Origin of the sequence: Candidatus Poriferisodalis multihospitum (assembly GCF_028283155.1) — a bacterium.
GTDB lineage: Bacteria > Actinomycetota > Acidimicrobiia > Acidimicrobiales > Poriferisodalaceae > Poriferisodalis > Poriferisodalis multihospitum.
Genome location: NZ_JAPYOK010000061.1, coordinates 1 through 21317, shown reverse-complemented (window position 1 = coordinate 21317; position 21317 = coordinate 1). Strand labels below are relative to the sequence as shown.

Below are 21317 nucleotides of genomic sequence, written 5' to 3'. Positions count from 1 at the left end.
GACGAAACAGGTCCTTGGGAACATCAGCTAGGCCCACGCCAAGCTTCGGCGAGTAGCCGCCGACGTAGGTCGTTTGTCGATCCGGGCTGCACGAGCGGTCTCGCCAAGGAACTGCAGCGACTGACGGAAGAGGTCTCTGCACCATCGCCAGGACTCCCGCGGCGGCCAGAGCTTGTTTGTCAGGTTAAACTGACAAACATGAGCCTCATCGCTCACGACCGCCTGCCGGCGAAGCCCATCGACGCGCTGCGCGAACTCGTGCGCGCCATCGATGAGTGCGATGAACTCAAGCGCGAGACGGTGGCTGCGGCTCGCGAGGCAGGGGCCACGTGGGAGGCCATCGGCAGGGCCCTGGGCATCACCCGACAGTCAGCTTGGGCGCTCTACTCGGCCGACGCTGCTGCTCTCAGCGCTGACCTCGCCGAAAGTGCCGCGAGGAACACCGACCTCTCCGAAGACGAGGCAGCCGACATCGCCGTCGAGGCAGTACGCCAGGTCCGCAGAGCTCGCCGAGCACGCTGATCCAGCAGCAGCGCGGGCGGTCAGGTGTCTTCGAGCGTGGCCCGCAGGAGTCTGAGCTGCTTGGCGTCGGACGCTCGGATGGCGATGCGCAGCAGGGGCCACATCACACGCCACAGCACGCCCGTGCTCTGGCAGTCGGCGGTCAGCGTGACTCGTGAGGTGCCCTCATCGTGGGGGTGGACCTCGTAGGCGTAGTCCGCCCTCACGCCGCCCTGAACCGAACGCAGCACGATCGACTGCCCGGCGGCGGGTCGGTTGCCCCAGTTCCAGATACCCGCAATTGCAGGTGACATGGCGTTCGCGGGCGAACTTACGCTGCGAGCGGCTCGGCCCTGAAAGGGGTCGCGAAGACGGACGACATGGGGGTAGCGGTGGCCGTTCCAGTACCCGATCTGGATGAGCTGCGCGAGATTTCGCAGCGCTGGAGTCTGGGGCTTCATGACGACGAGCTCTCGGTGTATCAGGCGCTGATCGAAGGCGCGTTGGGTTCATACGAGTACGTCGATGCGATGTACGACGGGTCCAAGCCCGAGGCTCCCGACCGCAGCAGCTACCGGCCAGACGATGCCGACAACGAGCTCGGCGCCTGGTATGTGCGATGCGACCTCCAAGACATCGATTCGGGACCTCTGTCAGGCAAGACGTTCGCCATCAAGGACAACGTGGCCGTAGCGGGTGTTCCGATGATGAACGGTTCTCGAATCGTCGAGGGCTACGTGCCGACAATCGACGCCACGGTTGTCTCGCGCATCCTTGCGGCAGGCGGCCGAATCCTCGGAAAATCGGCCTGCGAAGACCTCTGCTTCTCGGGAGCCAGCCACACCTGCGCGACGGGCCCCATTCGCAACCCTTGGGACACCTCACGCACCTCAGGGGGATCGTCAGGCGGAAGCGGCGCGCTCGTCGCAGCCGGCGAGGTGGACATGGCCATCGCCGGCGACCAGGGCGGATCGATCCGGATGCCGTCCGCGTTCTGCGGCAACGTCGGGCTGAAGCCCACCTTTGGCCTGGTTCCTTACACCGGGGCCTATCCGATCGAGTGGACCATCGATCATCTGGGGCCGATCGCCCGGAACATGGATGATCTCGCAACGTTCCTGACAGCGATCGCGGGTCCTGACGGCAACGATCCGCGCCAACCGCACGCGCCATCGGGCATCAACTATTCCGACGGCATGGACGACGGCATCGACGGGCTCAAGATCGGAGTGGTCGCCGAGGGATTCGGCTGGGAAGGGCTCAGCGATCCGGTGTCGGACGCACTCGTGGAGGCAGCCGCCGGTCGCCTCGCGGACGCAGGAGCGGCCGTTGAGAGCGTCTCGGTGCCCGAGCACCGGGACGCGCTGCACGTCTGGAACGTCATCGCCACTGATGGAGCAATGTGGCAGATGATCCGCGGCAATGGCTACGGCATGAACTACCGGGGTCTGTTCGATCCCGAGCAGATCGAGCACACACATCGTGGTTGGAGGGCACACGCTGAGCTGACATCCAAAACGCTCAAGTTCGTGCTCCTATGTGCTGAGCACACGTTCTCGCACACAGGTGGAGGGGCCTATGCCCGCGCTTCCAACGTCCGCCCGAAGATCAACGCTGCCGTAGACGCCGCGCTCGCTGACTATGACGTGCTGTGCTACCCGACGCTGCCGTTCCCGGCAACGAAGATTCCCTCGAGCGACGCCCCAATCGACGAGTACGTGGCACGTGCGCTGGAGATGATCCCCAATACGGCGGTCTCAAACGTGACGGGCAATCCTGACCTGACGATTCCGGTCGCCGCAGGCGGCGGAATGCCTGTGGGCATGAGCATTGTGGGCAGACAGTGGGACGAGCGCACGCTGATTCGGGTGGGCCGGGCCTATGAAAAGCTGGTGGGCGGATTCGCCCTATCTCCGATGGCAAAGGAAAGGCTCGACGGCTGAACGAAGGGCACACGAATCGTGCTCTATTGATTGGGGAACCATCGGTCTCGGAGCGCGAGGGAGCCATGGCTGAAGTCAGGCCGGGGGGGAACGGCATTGGAGGCAGTGAAGCTGCCCGCCTAGAGGATCTCGAACGGCTCGCGGACCTCAGCGAGACGCTGATTGGATTCCTCGATCCAGGAGCGCTCGCCCAGCGCACCGCGACGCTGCTGCATCGACTCCTGGGACTTCCTCTTGTGTCGGTGGCCGTACGCGACGGCTTGTCGCACTACGCGATGCGCGGTGTTCATGGAGCACGCACCGACCGCTTTCGCCAAGTTCAGGTCTCGGCGGGCGAGGGCATGGGCGGCCGGGTGATGATCGAGCGCCGACCGATCGAGGTGGAGAACTACACCACAGATCCGCGCATCACGAACCATTTCGCCGATGTCGTGTCCGCTGAAGGGCTCGGCGGCATGGTGGCTGTGCCCGTCGAGTACGACGACGAACTCGTAGGGATCCTCTACGGCGGGCTGCGCTCTATCGGGTCTATCGGCGACAGATCCAAAGTGCTGCTCGAAGAAGCGGCGATCAACCTGGCGCCAATGATGGCTGCGTCGATTCGAGCCGCCACAGCCATCCGTCGACACGTCGACGCTGAACGTCAGCGCATTGCGACCGATCTCCACGATGACGTCAGCCAGCTGCTGTTCTCGATCAGCGTGGCTGCTCAGTGTCTGCGAGACGGAGGAAATGGGAGCCAGTCCGCGATCGCCGAGCGCATCGAGCGCCAGGCCCAAGAAGCGACCCAACGAATGCGCCAGGCATTCAATGTCACCGAGCCCGGCGATTCCAACGAGTCCGCCACAGTTGCGCTTCAAAGCGAAATAGACGACTTAGCAGCCAGATCGGGACTCATGGCGCACTTCGTCGTGCGGGGCGCCATTCGTCCGTTGCCGCAACGAGTCGAGGCTGCGCTCGTCAGCATCGCCCGCCAAGCCTTCTTCAACATCGAACAACACGCGCAGGCATCCATGGTCGTCGCAACGCTGGAATTCCGAGACGCAGAAGTCTCGCTGGTGATACAGGACGACGGCCACGGGCTGCCAGAACGATTCGAGCTCCTCGTGATTCCGTCCGGCGATCGACACTGGGGCTTGGCCTCGATGTTGCGACAAGCACAACGCCAAGGCGGCGACCTAGAGGTGCGGCCTGGAGAGGATGGCGGGACAACGGTCCGCATCACCATGCCCGTCGGCGAGCACTGATGACCGCTTCAGTCCTGGTGATCGACGACCATCCGGTTGTGATCGACGGAGTCCGCCAGCTGTTGGCCGGCCAGACGGAATTCACCATGATCGGCGAGGCCACAAACGGGGTCGATGGGGTGGCGCTCGCGAAATCGCTCGGGCCTGACCTAGTGCTGTTGGACCTCAAGCTGGGGGACAGCTTCGCACCGCACCTGTGCCGGCTGCTGGCCGACGCTTCGCGGACGTCTCGCATCATCATTCATACCGCCTTTGACGATCGGGAGCCGCTGCGAGCCTGCCTGAACGCCGGCGCGGTAGGAGTCGTGCTGAAGGACGCCAGCAATCTGGTCGATGCACTGCGTCGCGTGATGACCGGCGAGATCTACGTCGATCCGTCGCTGGTCGTCGACCCGAAAGCTCGTGCGCTGCGGCTCGGAGATGAAGGCGGCGTCTACGAGTCGCTGACCCTGCGCGAATACGAGGTCCTGTGCGTGATGGCACTGGGACGCACCAGCAAGGAGATCGCCGCCGAGTTGCATCTGGCCGAGAACACGGTGCGCAGCTACACACAAGCGCTGCTGTCGAAACTGCACGCTCGCAACCGCATCGAAGCCGTGGCGGTAGCCCGCGAGTTGCGACTGCTCTAGCGCGTACCTGCATTCGCGGGTAATTCCGCCCAACCCTGCAATCGCGTGTGTTGGCGACTCGTATCAGGGCCATAAGCACTGCCCAGAACACGCATCAAGCCGATCGCGCCGTAGGAGCCGTGGCGAGCGGCGACCGCGGTCGACGGCTGAAGCGTCACGAAGGGGAGGCCAGTTCCTATGTCTGCAAATCCAAGTGTGTCCGGGCGCAGCGCCCGCAGTCGTCTATCCAGACTCGCCGTCGCAATCGTCGCACTTGCGCTGACGGCGGCGGCTTGCACCAGCAGTGATGATGACGCCGAACCGGCCGCAGACACTGCAGCGGCCGCGGACGCGGGAACCGCAGATACGGCGGCCGAGGCCCCAGAGACCACGGCTGCCGACGAAGCGGATGACACTGCCGCGGACGAACCTGCTGCTCCAGCGGATACCGAACCGATTCGAGTCGGAAGCCTCCTCGACGAAACCGGGCCGCTGAACATATACGGCACGCCGATGGCTGACGCGACGCGGCTCGCGATCGCCGACATCAATGCGAAAGGCGGTGTGCTCGGTCGCCAACTCGAGCTTGTGGCTCTCGACTCAAAGTCCGATCAGAACGAGTACATCGCCGGCGCCGACCGGCTGGTGGCCGAAGACCTCGCGGTGGTCCATGCAGGCATCACCAGCGCGTCGCGTGAGGCAATTCGTCCGATCTTCGACGAAGCCGAATTGCTGTACTTCTACAACGTCCTCTATGAGGGCGGGGTCTGCGACCGCAATACGTTCGTCACCGGCGTCGTGCCAACCCAGCAGCTCCAGGTTCTGATCCCGTGGGCCATCGAGAACATGGGGCCGCGCCTGTACGTGCTCGCCGCGGACTACAACTACGGCCAGATCTCGGCGGACTGGGTCCGCGAATATGCGGCCGCCAACGGCGGCGAGATCGTGGGCGAGGATTTCTTCCCGCTCGACGTGGCCGAATTCGGCACCACGATCTCAGAAGTGCAGGACGCGAATCCCGATGCGGTCGTTTCGCTGCTGGTCGGGGGCGCTCACATGTCGTTCTACAGCCAGTACAACGCGGCCGGGGTCAACGCCGATATCCCGATCGTGTCAACGACGTTCGGTCTGGGCAGCGAGCAGGTGGCGCTCGATGCAGCCTCCTCTGAAGGCATCATCGTCGCCTATCCGTATTTCGAAGAGCTCGACACCGCGGCCAACGGGGAATTCGTCGCTGCATGGCACGGCGAGTTCGGCAGCGACTACCCCTATATCACCGACCTCGCTGTGTACGTCTGGGAGGGGTGGCACCTGTGGGCTGACGCAGTGAACGCAGCAGGGACATTGGACCGCGATGCTGTGATCGCTCAGCTCGAAAGCGGCGTCAGCTTCTCCAGCCCGAAGGGCGAGGTGAGTCTGGACGGGGGTTCGCACCACCTGGTCCAGCCAGTGAGTCTGGCCCGGGCCAATGCCAGCAACGGCTTCGACGTCTTCGAGACGTTCGACAACATCCCGCCGTCGTTCGAGCAGGACGTCTGCGACCTCATCGCCAGCCCCGACACGAACCAGCAGTTCACTCCCTGATCCCAAGCTGCGGAGCTGGCGACATCCAGTCGCAGGAAGGCGCCAACACCCCTCGGCGCCTTCCTGCGGCTGTGTTCTGAACCTGAAGAACAACGGAGCGCTCAGAGCCGATGGCCTTCGATCGACTTTTCAACCTCGGCTTCGGCCTCGCGACGACGATCTCGGTGCTGGCCTTGGTGTCGGTCGGGTTGGCGGTCACCTTCGGCATGAGGGGGATCATCAATCTCGCTCACGGCGAGTTCATCATGCTGGGGGCGTTCGCCACGCTCACCGGGGTTCGCAACGGACTCAACATTTGGGTCGCGATGCTGACCGCGGCAGTGGCAGTCGGGGTGTTCGGCATCATCGTCGAGCGTTTGCTGATCCGATGGCTCTACGCCCGTCTGGCGGACACGATGCTGGCTACCTGGGGCCTGTCGTTGGTCATGGTGCAGGTCATCGAGAACATCTACGGATCGGTTACTGAAGGCATCGCAGTACCGGTCGGCAACTTCGATGTCGGCGACTACTCGATGTCGACCTACAACGTCGTGCTCATGGGGGCAGCCGTGACGTGCGTGCTGGTCACCTACGCCGTCATGCGCCACACCCGCTACGGGCTGCACGCGCGTGCGTCGGTGCAGTCGCCGACGATGGCCGAGAGTCTCGGCGTCAACACGTCTCGGATCAACATGTGGACGTTCGGGTTCGGCGCCTCGCTTGCTGGTGCAGCGGGTGCAGTGCTGGCCCCCCTCGTGGGTGTCATTCCCACCATGGGCCAGACGTATGTGGCCCGCTCGTTCATGACGGTGATCGTCGGCGGGCCTGCCTTCGTGGCCGGCCCGGTTTCTGCCAGTGGGCTGCTGGGGTTCATCGAGAACGTCAGCACGAGTCTGTTCACGCCGGTCATCGGGCAAGCCATGTTGCTGATCGCTGCGATCGTGATCCTGCGCTTCATGCCCCAGGGCCTTACCGGCCAACGGAGCCTTCGATGAAGTCCCTCACGGCGCTGTTGCGCTCCCACCCAGCAGGCACCGCACGCGGTTCGATGCGAAACGACGCAGCCGCGGCCTTAGCCGCATTTGCTGTTGTCGCCGTGCTGGCCAACCTGGTCGAGGAGTTCACGGCCTTCGAGTGGACTCTGTGGGCCACCCAAGCGATCCTCGCTCTGTCTCTCACGCTGGTATGGGGCCAAGGAGGGATCTTCAGCCTCGGCCAAGCGGCCATTTACGGCGTCGGCGGTTACACCTACGGGTTCTGGGCCATCAATCTCGCTGACAACACCGGCGAGACGGTCACCGCAGTACTGGCCGCCATTGCGGCGGGGACGATCGTCGCCGCGCTGCTCGGCTACTTCATGTTCTACGGCAACGTCACCGACGTGTACGTGGCGATCATCACGCTGGCCACCAGCTTGGTTCTGTTCGCGTTCGTCAACTCGACCTCAGGCACCGCGTACCGCATCGGCGATGCACCATTCGGCGGGTACAACGGCATGACCCGCATTCCCCGGCTTACGGTGCGGCTGCCCGGCGCGGAGAGCTATGTGCTCACCCGCACACAGTTCTTCTTGGTGTGCGCCGCCGCTGGTCTCGTTATCGCTGTGGTCGTTCGGATCATCGCTCGCAGGCCGTTCGGCCGCATTTCGGTCGCCTTGCAGCACAACGAGCTGCGTACCGAGTTGCTCGGCTATGACGTCCGCCGACACAAGCTCGCTCTGTTCACTATCGGCGGGGCCATCGCCGGTTTCGCGGGCGCGCTCTTCGCGGCGTGGGGCAGGTTCATCAGCCCGCCGGTCTTCTCGCTCGCTCCTGCTGCGCTGGTCGTGATCTGGGTGCTGGTCGGGGGCCGAACCAGCGTCGCAGGGGCGTTCGTCGGCGTGCTGGTTGTCAAAGGGTTCTCATCGTGGTTCGGCGGAGCGAGCGGAGACAACGAACCGATCGTTCTCGGGCTGCTCTTGATCGTGATCGTCCTGGCACTGCCCGGAGGGATCGTCCCCGGCCTCGGACGGATGCGGAGCCGTATTTCCACGACGCTGGCCGGGCGCGATCAGCCGCCTGCTGCCGGTGGACCGGTGCCATTGCAGAACGGTGACGATGTCTCGGACGTATTCCCCCACCGCAGTTCGGAGGATCGGGGGCACCGGATTGCCGTCCAAGGCGTTACCAAGCAGTTCGGCGGTCTAGCGGCAGTCGATGACGTCACGTTGGATTTCCCGTCTCAGGGAGTGTCGTGTCTCATCGGACCTAATGGGGCCGGCAAGAGCACCCTGCTCGCCCTGCTCTCTGGTCAGTTGCGAGCCACCTCCGGAGCGGTCACCCTCGACGATCACGACCTGACCAAATGGCATCCCTACCGCCGGGCGCGCGGCGGCGTGGGGATCAAGCTGCAGGTCGCATCGATCTATGCAGCCCTGACGACCCGAGAGAACCTCTGGCTGGCCTGTTACGCAAAGTCCCGCAACATCGAATCATCCCACACTCGCTCATCGGAGCTTCTCGCATGGCTGGGGTTGCGGGGCGACGCCGAACGCCCTGCCGGGACACTGTCTCACGGCCAGCAGCAGTGGCTGGAGATCGGCATGGTTGTCGCCGGCGAACCCAGCGTCGTACTGCTCGACGAGCCGACGGCCGGAATGACACGCGGCGAGACAGAGCGCACCGCGGCGCTGGTCACCGAAATGGGCGAGCGCGCTTCTGTCATCGTCGTCGAGCACGACATGGAATTTGTACGCCGCTTGGACGCACCCATCACCGTGCTCCACATGGGCTCGTTGTTCGCCCAAGGCAGCTTCGAACAGCTCTCGAGGGACGAACGAATCATCGACATCTACCTAGGAGGAAGGCACGCCGATGCTGCAGGCGAGTGACCTGAGAGCCGGTTACGGGTCTGCAGCGGTGCTGCACGGCATCAACCTCTCCCTTGCCGCAGGCGAGCGAGCCGCCATCCTCGGCCGCAACGGCGTCGGCAAGACGACGCTCATGCGTGCGCTCAGCGGCGAAATCAGTCCCACGGGCGGGACGCTCACGTTCCAGGGAACCGATCTGATGCCGCTGCGGCCCCATGAACGAGCCCGACTGGGAATCGCCCACGTACCCCAAGGACGCGACATCTTTCCCAAGCTCACCGTCGCGGAGAACCTCAAGGTCGGCGCCGCAGCAGTTCGCGGTTCGGCCGATGCGAAGATCGACGAGGTCTACGACGAGTTCCCCCTGCTCGCGGAGCGCCGACGGGCTCGCGGCGGCAGCCTTTCAGGCGGTCAGCAGCAAATCCTGGCCCTCGCACGAGCACTCGTCTCCGAGCCGAAACTGCTGCTCCTCGACGAACCCTCTGAAGGCATTCAGCCCTCGATCCTCGACGAAATCGCCGAGGCCATCGACCACATCAATCTCGCACGAGGGATCACCGTGCTCGTCGTCGAGCAGAACCTCGACTTCGCGGCTCGCATCGCGGAACGCGGCCTGATCATGGACAAGGGCGAGATCATCGAGAACGTCGCCATTGCCGCACTCCACGACGACCGCGACCTCCAACGCACGTTTCTGGCCCTTTAGGCGACTGCCCCAACATCTCACCGACGGAGCGCGACGCAACATGCAATTCACTGAGGAGCAAGACCAGTTCCGGGCCGTCGTCCGTGACTTCGCGAACGCCGAGATCAAACCCAATGCAGTGCAGTGGGATCTCGACCACACGTTTCCGACCGACACCGTCAAGGACATGGGCGATCTCGGGCTCTTCGGCCTCATCTTCCCGGAGGAGTACGGCGGGGCAGGCGCGGACTTCACAACGCTGTGCATCGCCATCGAGGAAATCGGCCGCGCGGATCAATCGCTCGGCATCACGCTTGAAGCCGGCGTCTGCTTGGGTGCAAAACCGATCTTCGAATTCGGATCGGACGCACAGAAGGAGGAGTTCCTGCCCGAACTCGTGGCCGGTCAAGCACTCGCCGGATTCGGACTGACGGAGCCGGACGCTGGTTCGGATGCCGGCGCAACCAAGACGCGGGCCTCGCTCGACACTGCGGGCGGAGAGCCGCACTGGGTGATCGACGGATCGAAGTGCTTCATCACGAACTCGGGCACGGACATCACCAGCGTGGTCAACGTGACTGCGCGAACCGCCGACGGCATCTCAACCTTCATCGTGCCGTCGGGTACTGACGGCTTCATCGTGGAGCCGGCGTACCACAAGATGGGATGGCACGCATCGGACACTCATGGGCTGTTGTTCAACGGATGTCGAGTGCCCGAATCCAACCTCCTCGGGGCGCCTGGCCGCGGCTTCCAGCAGTTCTTGGCGACCCTCGATGACGGGCGGATCGCCATCGCGGCACTCGCAGTCGGGCTGATTCAAGCCTGCCTCGAAGAATGCACGGCGTATGCGAACCAGCGAATGGCGTTCGGCCGACCGATCGGCAGCAACCAAGCAGTCGCATTCAAATGCGCCGACATGGCGGTAGCCGTGGAAACCGCTCGACAAGTGACCTATGCGGCCGCGGAACGCAAAGACGCAGGGCTGCCGTTCAAGAAGGAAGCGGCTATCGCCAAGCTCTACGCCACCGAGGCGGCAGTCGCCGCGGCCCGAGAAGCGACGCAGGTCTTCGGCGGGTATGGCTTCATTGACGAAACTCCTGTGGCGCGGTTCTATCGCGACGCGAAGATCTTGGAAATCGGCGAAGGCACCAGCGAGATCCAGAGGATCGTGATCTCGCGCGAACTCGGACTCGGGCAAGCGGGTTAGCCGGCGGGCACCCGTCGCACTGAACCGAGCGCAGCACGATCGACTGCCCGGCGACGCATCGCACGATGGTGCTGGAGCGATCCTTGCCACGAGCGCGGAACGTCAGCCGGGTGCCTTCGGCGGTCTGGCCGTCGGCGGCGATCGTGTCGATCCCGGGCATCCACCGGTGAGCGTTCGGCCAGTCGACCAGGGCGGCCCACACCTGCGGAGCCGGGTGACCGATGATCTCCTCGACCGAGAATGCCTGTGCCATGACGTGTCCCCTCGACGGCCCATTGTGCCCCTGCGCACCCGAGTGCCCCCCATCCGCACCCCGCCCGGCGTGCTTCAGCGCGATCGCTCGGCGATCGTTTCGGGGGTGCGACTGACGGCGGCGGCCCACGTGCGGCTTTCCATACAGATCCACCCGATCAATTCCAGCAACTGACTGTGATCGCACTCGAGATCGCGGCGGAAGATCGGCTCGTGATGGGCGATCCGGTTGCGGAGCAAGTGCAGTCTCTCCATCCGATGCTCGACTTCGGCACGGATGCGGCGCGGGTCGTCTTGGGCGGGATGTTGGGGGAAAGCCGATGCGAGCGCCGGCACCCACAGGGCCGTGAGATAGGCGGGGCCGCAGAGGAACCTCCAGAACCCGAACCCGAGTTCGACGATGACGCCGCCGTGCCCTGGGGCACGACGCTTGCGCCGGCTCGCGCGATGCACCGCAGAAGCGACGGCTTCGCGGGCGACCTCGCCGCTGCGCCCACGGAAGAGTGATTCTTGGGCGTACCACGGCTGTGTCCAAGCCTTTGAGGCTGCGAGACTCGTGAGCGCCAAGTCGACGGCGTTGCGAAAGACGACCTCGAGTCGGCCGAGGTCCGCGTGCATGGCTCCCGCTACTGCGCTGTTCCAGTCGTACAGGCGCAACGCTGCGGTGGCGTCGCCCGCCGAATCGTCAAGATACGGCCCCATGCGGGCAGCGGTGAGGCGCTTCGCTACGAGGCTGACGTCGTAGATCGTCTGTGGCGCCGGTGCCGTCACGGAGTAAGATGCCTCCTGAAAACCCCGGAACCGTCCCTGCTTCGGCAAACGGCCGGGGTTACGTCTTTTCGGGATTCGACACCTCAGGCACCGCCAAGTGGGTGCTCCTCGCTGCGAGCCCGAACCAAGCTGCCGTCGCACCGTACTGTCGACTTCCGAGACGACACGCATGGTTTTCTTGCAGGCTTGGGATCACCCTTCGGGCTGGACTATCTCGGTCCCGGCGGTTACTGCCACCACCATGTCCGCGAGCTCATCGGCCCGCTCGGCGCCCAGCCGGCAGCCGCCCACCAGCGCCGCGATGCGCGCCGACCGGTCGGGCGGGCTCGGCCAGCCACCCGGCCACCGATCGGCATCGTTGCAGACAGAGGCGAACTGCCACACGGCGTGCGCGAGGTCCCACATCGGCGTCGACACGAAGATGCCGCCCGAGTCGATGAACGCCGTCGCCCGCTTGCCGGCGAAAGCGTTAGTGCCTTGGGGACTGCCAGAAGGTTTCCGTTGGGCCGCGCGCAAAGGACTATCCGCGTCTATTGCCGCCGCGCGCCGTACCTTCGCGCGCGGCTTCGAGGCGGTGTCACGGCCTTACCCAAGAAGCCGTCAACAAAGGTCAGAGTCAGGAGGGACACTTCGGCACGCCGCTGAGGCAAATCTGTGGCTGTGTCGGGCGCCGTGACGGAGAGTTCCGGCAGCTCGTCTAGATCCAGCGCCGAGACCTCAATCCTTCTCCTACCGACAGAGGTGGCGATAAGCGGAAGCAGGTTTTCGATTACCGAGCATTATCAGTGAGTGACTGATGTAAGTCAACTGGCTGGCAAGACGAATAGACAGTACGAGGGCCATGAGTTCTACCCCAAACCTGGTGCCGGAGCCGACAGCTACCTGATGAACTAGAACCACCCAAGCGCAGATGAGCAAGTTCGGATGTCATTATCGATAACGAGATTTCGTGATCGCTATGAGTTGAAAGCACGTCTACTGCCGTCTCTCTTCGCAACTATTCCTGTGGGCTTGGCGTTAGCTCCGTTAGGCATTTCGCTCTTCGATTGGTATGGACGTCTCTTGACCGCAGGAGGGATTTGGCTCGTGGCGAGTGTTGGACTCTCGTACTTCGCTGCCTCTGCAGGTCTCCGATATGAACGCAAAGTATTTTCTGACTGGCCATATGGTCTTCCGACTCACCAATGGCTCTTGCCGGGCAGTACGCGTTTGTCGCGTCAACAGCGCAACCTCTACTATGAATCCATATGCCAACTGCTCGACTTAGACTTGTACTCCGAATTGAATTCGGGCGACGAACAGCAGATCGCACAGACAATCGATGACGCTGTGCGCAGCCTGCGTTCAAGATTTCGACAGCATCCGGATCGTGGATTGTTGACCAAACACAATGAGGACTATGGATTCGTACGCAACTTCGCTGGAATGAGCCTGCTGTGGTTCTCAGCAAGCGCCTTCGCTGCTGGGATTAGTTGGTATCTCCTCCTGAAGTCGTTAACTGAGTTGGCATGGGCGCTGGTGAACTCCGCTGTCTTGGTAGTGGCAAGCGTCATGGCGTACAAGCGGCGCGATATGGTGTACCAGCGCGCGGAGCGTTACGCCGAGAGCTTCTTCAGCCGACTAACCGAAGAGCGCTCTCGCCTAGCGCAACCAGACTGACAACTACCTGTAGGAGGCGCTATGCCCAGGATGCACTTTCTGAACGTCAAGGAGGGGGACTGCTCGCTTATTGAGCATTTCTCCGGGCACCTAACGGTGATTGATGTATGCAATGCACGCCCACAGGGGACGCAGAGCGGTTACTCGATCGGCTCCCATATAGAAATGAGAGGTACACTCGGCAATTTTGGCCAGAAGAAGCACCCCGTCAATCCCATCGAGTACATGCGGAACCATGGCATGTCGAGCATTTTCCGGTACATTCAAACTCACCCCGACATGGACCATATGGACGGAATCAGGCACCTCTTCGATCAGTTTAGGCCCCTAAACTTCTGGGACACGGACAACAAGAAACAACTGGATTCAGCGACATGGACCAGTTCGCCCTACGATGAGCTGGACTGGAAGTTCTACAAGAACCTCCGAGACTCGAAGCCAAACGTTGACCCCAGGCGATTGACGCTCCTGTCAGGTGCGCACGGAAAGTACTGGAATGAAAGCGATGATGGCCTAGGGGGTGATGGAATAACAGTTCTAGCTCCAACGCAGGCGCTAGTAGATGACGCAAACGAAAAGGATGACGACTACAACGACTGCTCGTATGTGCTTCTATATCACACAGGCTCGAACAAGATCGTGTTTGGAGGAGACTCTCACGACGCCACTTGGGAGCACATCCTGTCTGAGCACGAATCAAGAGTGTCCAATATCGACGTCCTAATAGCTCCGCATCACGGACGAGATTCTGGACGTTCGTATGAGTTCTTGGATGTTCTGAAGCCGACCCTCACTTTCTTTGGGAATGCGCCATCTCAACATCTCGCGTATGGCGCTTGGTCGAGTCGCGGCCTGCCGATAGTGACGAACAATCAAGCGAACTGTATGGTGCTCGACGCAAATCGAAGCCCCATGGTGTTGTATGTTACTCACGAGCCGTTCGCGAAAGCGAAGAATGCGAACTCGTTCTATTCTTCCCAATTCCATGCATGGTATGTTGGGCCTATTGATGAGTTTGCAAGCTGAGTCGTTCTAGGCGCTGCCACCGCAATCGATTGGACAACGACCTGTAGTGACCAGTTAAGTTGGGCTCCGGCGACTATTGCCCGAGCTAAACTCGGAGCGCGCATATTCTGGGCAGCGGATTCAACGAATCAGACTGACAGTGATCCAATATATCGCATTCTCGGGAGGCTTTGAATCCGCCTATTCTGCAGAAAACTGACTCTATAGTTCCCGGAGGTGACGTGTACGTGCACATCGCTTCCCGTGCATTCGAATGCGATGTCTCCGGCAGAGTTCTGCGTAATTGTATTGTAGTTGGCGTAGTAGTCCAGGTGCTGTGATTGCGCCTCGCCGATGACAACGATCTTTGGGTCAAGATCCTGAAGCCACGATGCGGGGAGCCTTCCTGATGATCTGCCATGATGAGGTGCGAACACCAACGTAGTCTTTGGAAGGGAGACAGCGTTCTGGATGCCCTTGAGATAATTCGTCTCAAGATCACCTGCCCAGAACGCCGATGCACCTCCGGTGAGCTTATAGCGAATGATGGGGCATATGTTGTTTGCCGAGCCGCCGTTCTCGGCTTCCTCCAGAGCCGTCTTGAAGCTATCGTGGGCGCGGTCGGGCCACAGGATATTGATTCCTGCCGATCCGCGCTCCTCTGAATTCTTGTTCATCCAGCGGCGCCCGCATCCCTTTCGGATGTAGAAGGCCTTCTTGCTGTTGTGGAGCTTTCGGTATCGCTGAACACCCGGATGGTTGGAGTCTGTTCGAGCCTGATTCTTGACACAGTAGAAGTTCACTATTCCGATCGCATCGTCAAGATGGTGAAGCCCTCCGACGTGGTCGGCTTCCGGATGTGTCGCGATCACCCGCACAATTTGCTTCGACTGGCGTTCGTTCTTGATTTCCTTAAGTATTTCTTGACGTCGACTGTCAGGAAGCGAGGCATCGATGATCGTGAAGTTGTCTGAATCATGCTTGATGTAGCAGCAGTCGCCTTCACCGACAGCGAACGATTTGATGATGCTCATGAACGATCCTCCTGTGTTCGTCGGGACATCAGAGAGTGCGGGAACGTAGGTCTCCTTGGCGCTAGAAGTTCGGAAGATCCCACGTTGGCGATTGCAGCAGGAGATCGGGGTGATGCACTGACAGGACGGCCCCTATGAGCCACCAACCTCGCTGAACCAGTGCGAGTGCGTCGGCCTGATCGAGCTTTGCGAAGGTGGTCGGGATGGAGGCGAGTGCGGCTCGTTGGGCGGATGTGTGCTCTTCGTTGCGCTGGCGCCACGTCTGCAAGCGCTTCTGCTTGTCCTCGGGAAGATTGTTTGGGAATTCCGTGGTGAGGGTGAACGGCGCAAACGGTCTTCCATTCGGCTCCATTGATTCTTGAAAGAGACGCCTCGTGCGGAGTGAGCTGGTCTGCCTGTGCATCACGCCCGTCGTTCGCCAGAGCGAGCCTGCAACGGGGAGGCGGCTAATGACACCTGATTGGTTGCCCTGCGTCAGCTGCGCACCGGCGTTCAGAGAAATCAGGAAGGGGTTGTCGATTTCGTCACGTCTTCGCTGGATTGCCTCCAGACCGAGATTGTCGTAGACACCTCCGTCAACGACGTCGACCGCTGTGTCGGCGTTGCACGGGAACTCCAGGTGCTCAAGCCGAAGCGGGGGGAAGTAGCCGGGAACAGCGGCTGAGGCCGCCACCGCCGTCGAGACCCGGATGTTCGTGTCGGCAGTTGCGATGCTGCCGTTGACGTAGTCGCCGATCACATCTGCGTCGAATCGAAATCGGATGCCTTCAGTGGCGTTGGCCGCGTTGAACATGAACCAGCTGCCTGCCGGGAGGTCCTTGAGGAGTCGTCCATCCAAGAACCACTTGTCGAGCCGATCTGCGAGCACGGTCGTCCTCGTCGCGCCGGGTTTCGCCGTGCGCCAGATGTTGCGGATGAGGTCGGCGAGGAATGATCGGTTGGTGATCGATTCGAGGATGGGCTGGAGGACGAGTTCGTCGAATGCCGGTTGGGCGCGACCGTTCTCCCAGTGTGTGGCCATCAAGGCGTTTGTGAGCGATCCACCGGACACGCTTGAGATGATGCGTACGTCATCTAGGAGGTCGGCATCGGCGAGGAATCGAAGCACACCGAGCCCGGCGAGGGTTGCCCGAAAGCCACCGCCGGATAGCGCCACGAGGATTGTTGGTCGTCCTGCCTTCGCTGGAGTGAGCGGTCGTCTTGGCGGCATGGGGGCGTCACATTGCTGACGCGCTGCGAACGCCGGTTGCGCAGAGTTGGTTCGGGGCCGCACGGCTGGCACTGGACGAGCGGATTCTGAGTCTCGTGCGCCTAGTGGCTCCTTGGCCGGGTCGGGATGCAGGACTTCAGCTACCCATTTCGGCGCTTCAGGTTTGCCCGCCCAGATGAGCAGCACTGAGGCGCCGTCGCCCACTAGGCCTCGGGCAGCCTCGCGATCCGTGTCTGAGAGCGCTGCGGTGCTGTTGGGGTGAGAATGCCAATCGCCCAAGTAGACCGCCTGCTCCGATGCGTTATGGCGGAGAACGTCGAGCATCTGGTCGACGTCGCGAGTGCCGCGCACAAAACCATCCGCGCTGTGCTTGCTGTCGGACGGCGGGCCCGAGGCTCCCTCGATGGTGATCGTGCGCGTCGCATCGTTCCGTTCGCCAATGAGGAGTCCACCGGTTTCGACCACCGGTACCGACCTGAAGGCGGCGCCGGCGATCTCGTGAATTCGTGCCCTGGCAGGCTCGGTCATCAGGACCGTGTATTCGCCAGCCGCAGCTACGCGGATTGGCGGCGGCTCCTCGAACCGACGATGCCCCGTTCCGCTCGCCGGTTTCGCATGCGGTAAGGCGGTGAATTCTGCGAGATGGGTACCCGCATCCTCGAAGTAACGCGCCATCAGGTTCGCGAGGTTCGAGGCTGCGCTGGCTGCATCGGCAGCGGAGCCGTGAAATGTCGGCGCAGAGCAACCCGGCTCGGGTTGGGCCAGGTCATCAATGCGGGGCGAACCCCAGAACGCATCGACGAAGCGGCCACAGTCAGCGCTCCGTTTCAATCTGTGGAGCGCGGATCTGCCGCTGAAGCCGGGACCCGCTCCGCCTCTGGGGGAGGCGAACAGCGCGGTAAGTTCACATCGAGCATCAGTGACGACAGACACCATTGGGGGAGCATCTGGATGCGCTGCGGCGTAACGGTCAATCGCCGCTGCCACACCTCGGCTGGCTGTCGCATCGATCAGAAGGTCGATGTCGTCGAGGCTCGGCTTGATCCCGTCGGCTCCGACGACATCGGCAGTTGAGCTCTCGACGCGCACCTTGGTCCCGCAGATGTCCCGCAGGCGTTGGGCGAGTGCTTCAGCCTTAGGACGCGCAACGTCCGCTTCTCCGTAGGGCTGGCGGACGATGAGCCCAGGGTTGACTGAGGCTTTGTCACGCAGCATCAGCGATGCTGGTCCTGCCCTGGCAACGAACTCGGCTATCCATCCGCCGAGCGCACCGCACCCCCACAACTCGATGCGCTTGCCAGCGAATGCGGACATCGCACAATCGGCGTCACGACGCTGAGTGATGGACTCTCGGGCCTCATGGATACGCACCCAAGCAAGCGGTGCGTCCATTGCCCATTCGGTCGCTGCATCAAACGTGTCCGAGTCTTCGACATCTGACTCTGATTCGCCGAGGGCACGAAAGCGATCGGCAAGATCGGTCGGTAGCTCCCAACCCACCAGGTGATGGAATCGACGCCCTGCGATCCGCCGATTCAAGGTGGCGACAAGCACGAATAGGGGCGTACCAGACGGATTGCGACGCGCTACGTCGAAGATGTGCTTAATGAGACGGCGAGGGTTGAACCCAAGTTCTGCAAGCTGTCCCACAAGCGAGGCGAACGTCGACGCGTAGTCGCCCCTCAATGGCCTATTCGAAACCAGCGCTGCAGCCATGAACGGCGCTGCGTTCGGCCCAAAGTGGTGGAATTCGACCACATCGACTCGGTCGTTTCCCCTCGTTGCCAAATTTGCCCACAAGAGACGGCGGTGCTCGCTCTCAGGAATCTCGCCTTGAATCACGAGATGAGTTCGAGAATGGCCAAAACCGAGCGTGGTGGGCGGATGCAGCGGGCCCCCGTGTGGGTCGAGTTCACCCGCAGCCGCGTCGACCAGCCACTCCCCCACGCGGTGCACGAACCCATACATCCCGTCCGCTGGCGACCATTGAGAATTCGGGTCGATGTAGAGACACAGGAAGCGTCCCGTCACGTGCGAGTGGTGAGCCCAACGAAAGTCTGATGCCACGAGCAGAGGCGGGCTCAAGGGCACGTCTTCGTGGATCAAGATCTCCAAGTCCTCGTGAGTTCCGATGCGAAGACCGCCCGGATAGCGACGTATGTCTCCTGTCCGGACACGAACCGGCACCGTCACGATCGAGTCCGAATCGTCAATGGCGCTTCGTATCTTCAGCGCGCCATCTCCCCGGCGAGCAATGGCGCGAAGCTCAGCGACTGCTCGAGCTTGGTCAGGCGTCATTATTTCACAGGGCCATATCCGCGCCGCTCGGTCGGCCGAGGACGGCGCCGCGCCGCGGACGACGCTTTAGTCAGAGGCGCAGCTGCCAACGCCGCAGCAGTCGATGGCTTCACGTATCCGCAAGTCGCTCCGCCGACTTCGAATACGACCGGATCTGGGTCCTTTTCGCTGCCGTGTTCACCCGTGCACACCTGATTGTCGGCGCCGAAGATCTCTTCGTACTTGTCCCAGGCGACGCGGTGCGGCGGATCAGCACCGTCGGTGTCCTTAGCCGGTATCGGAGGAGAGCTCGCCACGACCCACGCGCCATCGGCTGCGCTCTGCTTCAAGCCATCAGTCACTTCGCTCGCCTCGTCGCCGTTCTCGTCGAACAGTGCACGTTTCGAGCAATGGTGCGGAGCGATCAGGACGTCGAACTCCAGCGTCGCGCTGTCAGCCTCCTTCAGGAGCTCACCCAGACTCTCGTGAGCCAGATCTCCGAGAAACAAGATCCGCTGCTCGCAGCCGCTCGCGGTGAGAGCAACCTTCATCGCCAAGCTCGTGTCATTGCGATCCGTGTCTGCGTCGACCTCAAGCGGGCCCAGGAACGTCGCAGTGAACGTGCCCTCCGCATCTCGCCCGTCAATCACCGTCGTGTCGCTCCCGACGGGAGACCGGGCGTCATCCGGGAGATCGCTGTATGGCTTGGAGTCGAATAGATCCTCCCCTCCGACGACCCGGATCCGATCGCCAGAAGCAGCGTCGCCTTTGCACATCAAGGCCAGCCGCCGGTCTGCCTCCTCGCGAAACTTTGTCGCGTCATCACAGAGGTCCGACTTGTACTCCTCGAAGATCCGAGGCGTAACCCAGAGCTCGCCAATCAGCACCTCGTCGAGCAACTTCGCGAAGCCTCGACAATGGTCCTGATCGGGGTGCGTCAACGCGAAGACCGCTAGGTAGGGGCGGCCATCGACGACAGGCAATATCTCGACCAGTTGATCGATGACCGGCACCTGGGGTTCATCGTCATCCTCGCCAGCAGTCAGATGGTTCAGATCGACCTGTGCCACGAGTTCTGCACCGTTGCCGTGCTCACCGAGGGGACTGTCAGAAATTCTGTGTAAGCGGCGTGGTCTGAGGGTCCGCAGCGGGCTGCTGTGGGCCGGAGAGGATCATGTCTGTGACTGATCTTGACATGCCGGCTGTGCCGGCGAGCGAAGCTGCCGGTGAGGCGGCGATGGCCGACTGGGCCGAGCGGCTGGTGGCTCAGGCTCGTGCTGAGGGCGTGGAGCTGACCGGCGAGGGCGGCTTGTTGACCGATCTGGTGCGCCGGGTGCTCCAGACCGGCCTCGAGGTCGAGATGACCGAGCATTTGGGCTATGAGCGGCACGCGGTCGAGGGCCGCGGGTCGGGGAACTCTCGCAACGGGTCGACTCCCAAGCGGGTGACGACCGAGATCGGCGAGGTCGACTTGGCGGTGCCTCGTGACCGAGCCGGGACGTTCGAGCCCGTGACGGTGCCCAAGCACCGCCGTCGTCTTGAGGGCCTGTCGGGCAACGTGATCAGCCTGTATGCGAAGGGGCTCACGACCGGGGAGATCCAAGATCATCTGGCTGACATCTATGACGTCTCGGTGAGCCGGGAGACGATCTCGAAGATCACCGACGAGATCGTGGCCGACATGGCGGCGTGGCAGAACCGGCCCCTCGAGCCGGTCTATGCGGTGCTCTTGATCGACGCGATCGTCGTGAAGGTCCGAGACTCCCAGGTCGCGAACCGGCCCGTGTATGTGGCGATCGGCGTTGATCTTCAAGGCGAACGCGATGTGCTGGGCATGTGGCTGGGCCCATCAGGCGGCGAGGGCGCCAAGCAGTGGGCGACGATGCTCACCGAGCTGAGAAACCGCGGCCTCGCCGACGCCCTGATCGTGTGCTGCGACGGGCTGGCGGGCCTTCCGGAGTCGATCCGGGCGACCTGGCCCGACGCCACGGTGCAGACCTGCGTGGTGCACATGGTCCGCAACAGCCTCCGCTACGCATCACGCAAGCACTGGGGCCCCATCACCAAGGCCATGCGGGAGATCTACACGTCGCCCACCGTCGAGGCCGCCGAAGCCCGCTTCGAGGCGTTCGCCGAGGACTGGGAGCAGACCTATCCGGCGATGATTCGCTCCTGGCGGCAGGCCTGGGACGAGTTCACGCCGTTCCTGGAGTTCCCCGCCGAGCTGCGCCGGGTCGTCTACACGACCAACGCCATCGAGAGCCTCAACGCCCGATTCCGCAGAGCCGTGCGCCATCGAGGGCACTTCCCCAACGAACAAGCCGCCATGAAGGTCCTCTATCTTGTCGCCACCACGCGGCGCAAGAACCGCACCGACCTGATCGGCAAGACCAACGGCTGGAAAGCCATCCTCAACACCCTGACCGTCCACTACGGCGACCGCATCGCCGACCACATCCGATGAAAACCACCACCGCCGGATACACAGAAAATCTGACAGACCC

The 21317-nt window shown here is 62.5% G+C and carries 18 protein-coding genes; 12 read left to right on the top strand and 6 right to left on the bottom strand.

Annotation, left to right across the window (positions count from 1 at the left end):
* Positions 1 to 198: 198 nt before the first annotated feature.
* The gene (locus tag VI480_RS05630; RefSeq protein WP_323671843.1) at positions 199 to 522 is read left to right on the top strand and encodes a hypothetical protein; all 324 of its coding nucleotides are present in this window, start codon (positions 199 to 201) and stop codon (positions 520 to 522) included.
* 20 nt (positions 523 to 542) lie between these two features.
* Here the strand turns inward: VI480_RS05630 and VI480_RS05625 are convergent, their stop codons facing one another.
* The gene (locus VI480_RS05625; RefSeq protein ID WP_323671842.1) at positions 543 to 815 is read right to left on the bottom strand and encodes a hypothetical protein; all 273 of its coding nucleotides are present in this window, start codon (positions 813 to 815) and stop codon (positions 543 to 545) included.
* A 78-nt stretch (positions 816 to 893) separates the two neighbouring features.
* Between VI480_RS05625 and VI480_RS05620 the strand changes: the two genes are divergently transcribed.
* From VI480_RS05620 to VI480_RS05585, 8 genes are all read left to right on the top strand, one after another.
* Positions 894 to 2444 carry an amidase gene (locus VI480_RS05620; RefSeq protein WP_323671841.1) on the top strand — a complete coding sequence of 517 codons (1551 nt, stop codon included), beginning with the start codon at positions 894 to 896 and terminating at the stop codon, positions 2442 to 2444.
* A 65-nt stretch (positions 2445 to 2509) separates the two neighbouring features.
* Positions 2510 to 3691: a GAF domain-containing sensor histidine kinase gene (locus tag VI480_RS05615; RefSeq protein WP_323671840.1), complete on the top strand. Its 1182-nt coding sequence runs from the start codon at positions 2510 to 2512 to the stop codon at positions 3689 to 3691.
* Positions 3691 to 4320, top strand: coding sequence for a response regulator transcription factor (locus VI480_RS05610; RefSeq protein ID WP_323671839.1), 630 nt, complete (start codon positions 3691 to 3693; stop codon positions 4318 to 4320). Before VI480_RS05615 ends, VI480_RS05610 begins: the two co-directional genes overlap by 1 nt.
* 435 nt (positions 4321 to 4755) lie before the next feature.
* On the top strand, positions 4756 to 5883 hold the full coding sequence (locus VI480_RS05605) for an ABC transporter substrate-binding protein (RefSeq protein ID WP_416246645.1): 1128 nt from the start codon (positions 4756 to 4758) through the stop codon (positions 5881 to 5883).
* Positions 5884 to 5993: 110 nt separating this feature from the next.
* Entirely contained in the window at positions 5994 to 6857 is an 864-nt protein-coding gene (locus VI480_RS05600; protein ID WP_323671837.1) for an ABC transporter permease subunit, read from the top strand.
* On the top strand, positions 6854 to 8731 hold the full coding sequence (locus VI480_RS05595) for an ABC transporter permease subunit (protein WP_323671836.1): 1878 nt from the start codon (positions 6854 to 6856) through the stop codon (positions 8729 to 8731). Before VI480_RS05600 ends, VI480_RS05595 begins: the two co-directional genes overlap by 4 nt.
* On the top strand, positions 8715 to 9416 hold the full coding sequence (locus tag VI480_RS05590; protein WP_323671835.1) for an ABC transporter ATP-binding protein: 702 nt from the start codon (positions 8715 to 8717) through the stop codon (positions 9414 to 9416). The genes VI480_RS05595 and VI480_RS05590 overlap by 17 nt, the downstream gene beginning before the upstream one ends.
* Before the next feature lie 40 nt (positions 9417 to 9456).
* Entirely contained in the window at positions 9457 to 10605 is a 1149-nt protein-coding gene (locus VI480_RS05585; RefSeq protein WP_323671834.1) for an acyl-CoA dehydrogenase family protein, read from the top strand.
* Between the two features lie 327 nt (positions 10606 to 10932).
* On the opposite strand, the gene VI480_RS05580 is transcribed toward VI480_RS05585, so the two are convergent.
* Both VI480_RS05580 and VI480_RS05575 read right to left on the bottom strand, forming a co-directional pair.
* The gene (locus tag VI480_RS05580; protein ID WP_323671833.1) at positions 10933 to 11628 is read right to left on the bottom strand and encodes a hypothetical protein; all 696 of its coding nucleotides are present in this window, start codon (positions 11626 to 11628) and stop codon (positions 10933 to 10935) included.
* A gap of 192 nt (positions 11629 to 11820) precedes the next feature.
* Positions 11821 to 12144, bottom strand: coding sequence for a hypothetical protein (locus tag VI480_RS05575; protein WP_323671832.1), 324 nt, complete (start codon positions 12142 to 12144; stop codon positions 11821 to 11823).
* A gap of 570 nt (positions 12145 to 12714) precedes the next feature.
* On the opposite strand from VI480_RS05575, the gene VI480_RS05570 reads away from it, so the two are divergent.
* Complete coding sequence (locus VI480_RS05570) at positions 12715 to 13287, top strand: hypothetical protein (protein WP_323671831.1); 573 nt, start codon at positions 12715 to 12717, stop codon at positions 13285 to 13287.
* A gap of 21 nt (positions 13288 to 13308) precedes the next feature.
* The gene (locus tag VI480_RS05565) at positions 13309 to 14313 is read left to right on the top strand and encodes a hypothetical protein (RefSeq protein WP_323671830.1); all 1005 of its coding nucleotides are present in this window, start codon (positions 13309 to 13311) and stop codon (positions 14311 to 14313) included.
* 128 nt (positions 14314 to 14441) lie between these two features.
* Here the strand turns inward: VI480_RS05565 and VI480_RS05560 are convergent, their stop codons facing one another.
* The 3 genes from VI480_RS05560 to VI480_RS05550 all read right to left on the bottom strand — a co-directional run bounded on the left by VI480_RS05560 (position 14442) and on the right by VI480_RS05550 (position 19883).
* Positions 14442 to 15326, bottom strand: coding sequence for an MBL fold metallo-hydrolase (locus VI480_RS05560; RefSeq protein ID WP_323671829.1), 885 nt, complete (start codon positions 15324 to 15326; stop codon positions 14442 to 14444).
* A 61-nt stretch (positions 15327 to 15387) separates the two neighbouring features.
* On the bottom strand, positions 15388 to 18834 hold the full coding sequence (locus tag VI480_RS05555; protein WP_323671828.1) for a patatin-like phospholipase family protein: 3447 nt from the start codon (positions 18832 to 18834) through the stop codon (positions 15388 to 15390).
* Positions 18834 to 19883 carry a hypothetical protein gene (locus tag VI480_RS05550; protein WP_323671827.1) on the bottom strand — a complete coding sequence of 350 codons (1050 nt, stop codon included), beginning with the start codon at positions 19881 to 19883 and terminating at the stop codon, positions 18834 to 18836. Before VI480_RS05550 ends, VI480_RS05555 begins: the two co-directional genes overlap by 1 nt.
* Positions 19884 to 19987: 104 nt before the next feature.
* Here VI480_RS05550 and VI480_RS05545 point away from each other — a divergent pair, with 104 nt between their 5' ends.
* Positions 19988 to 21277, top strand: coding sequence for an IS256 family transposase (locus VI480_RS05545; RefSeq protein ID WP_416246644.1), 1290 nt, complete (start codon positions 19988 to 19990; stop codon positions 21275 to 21277).
* Positions 21278 to 21317 lie beyond the last annotated feature (40 nt).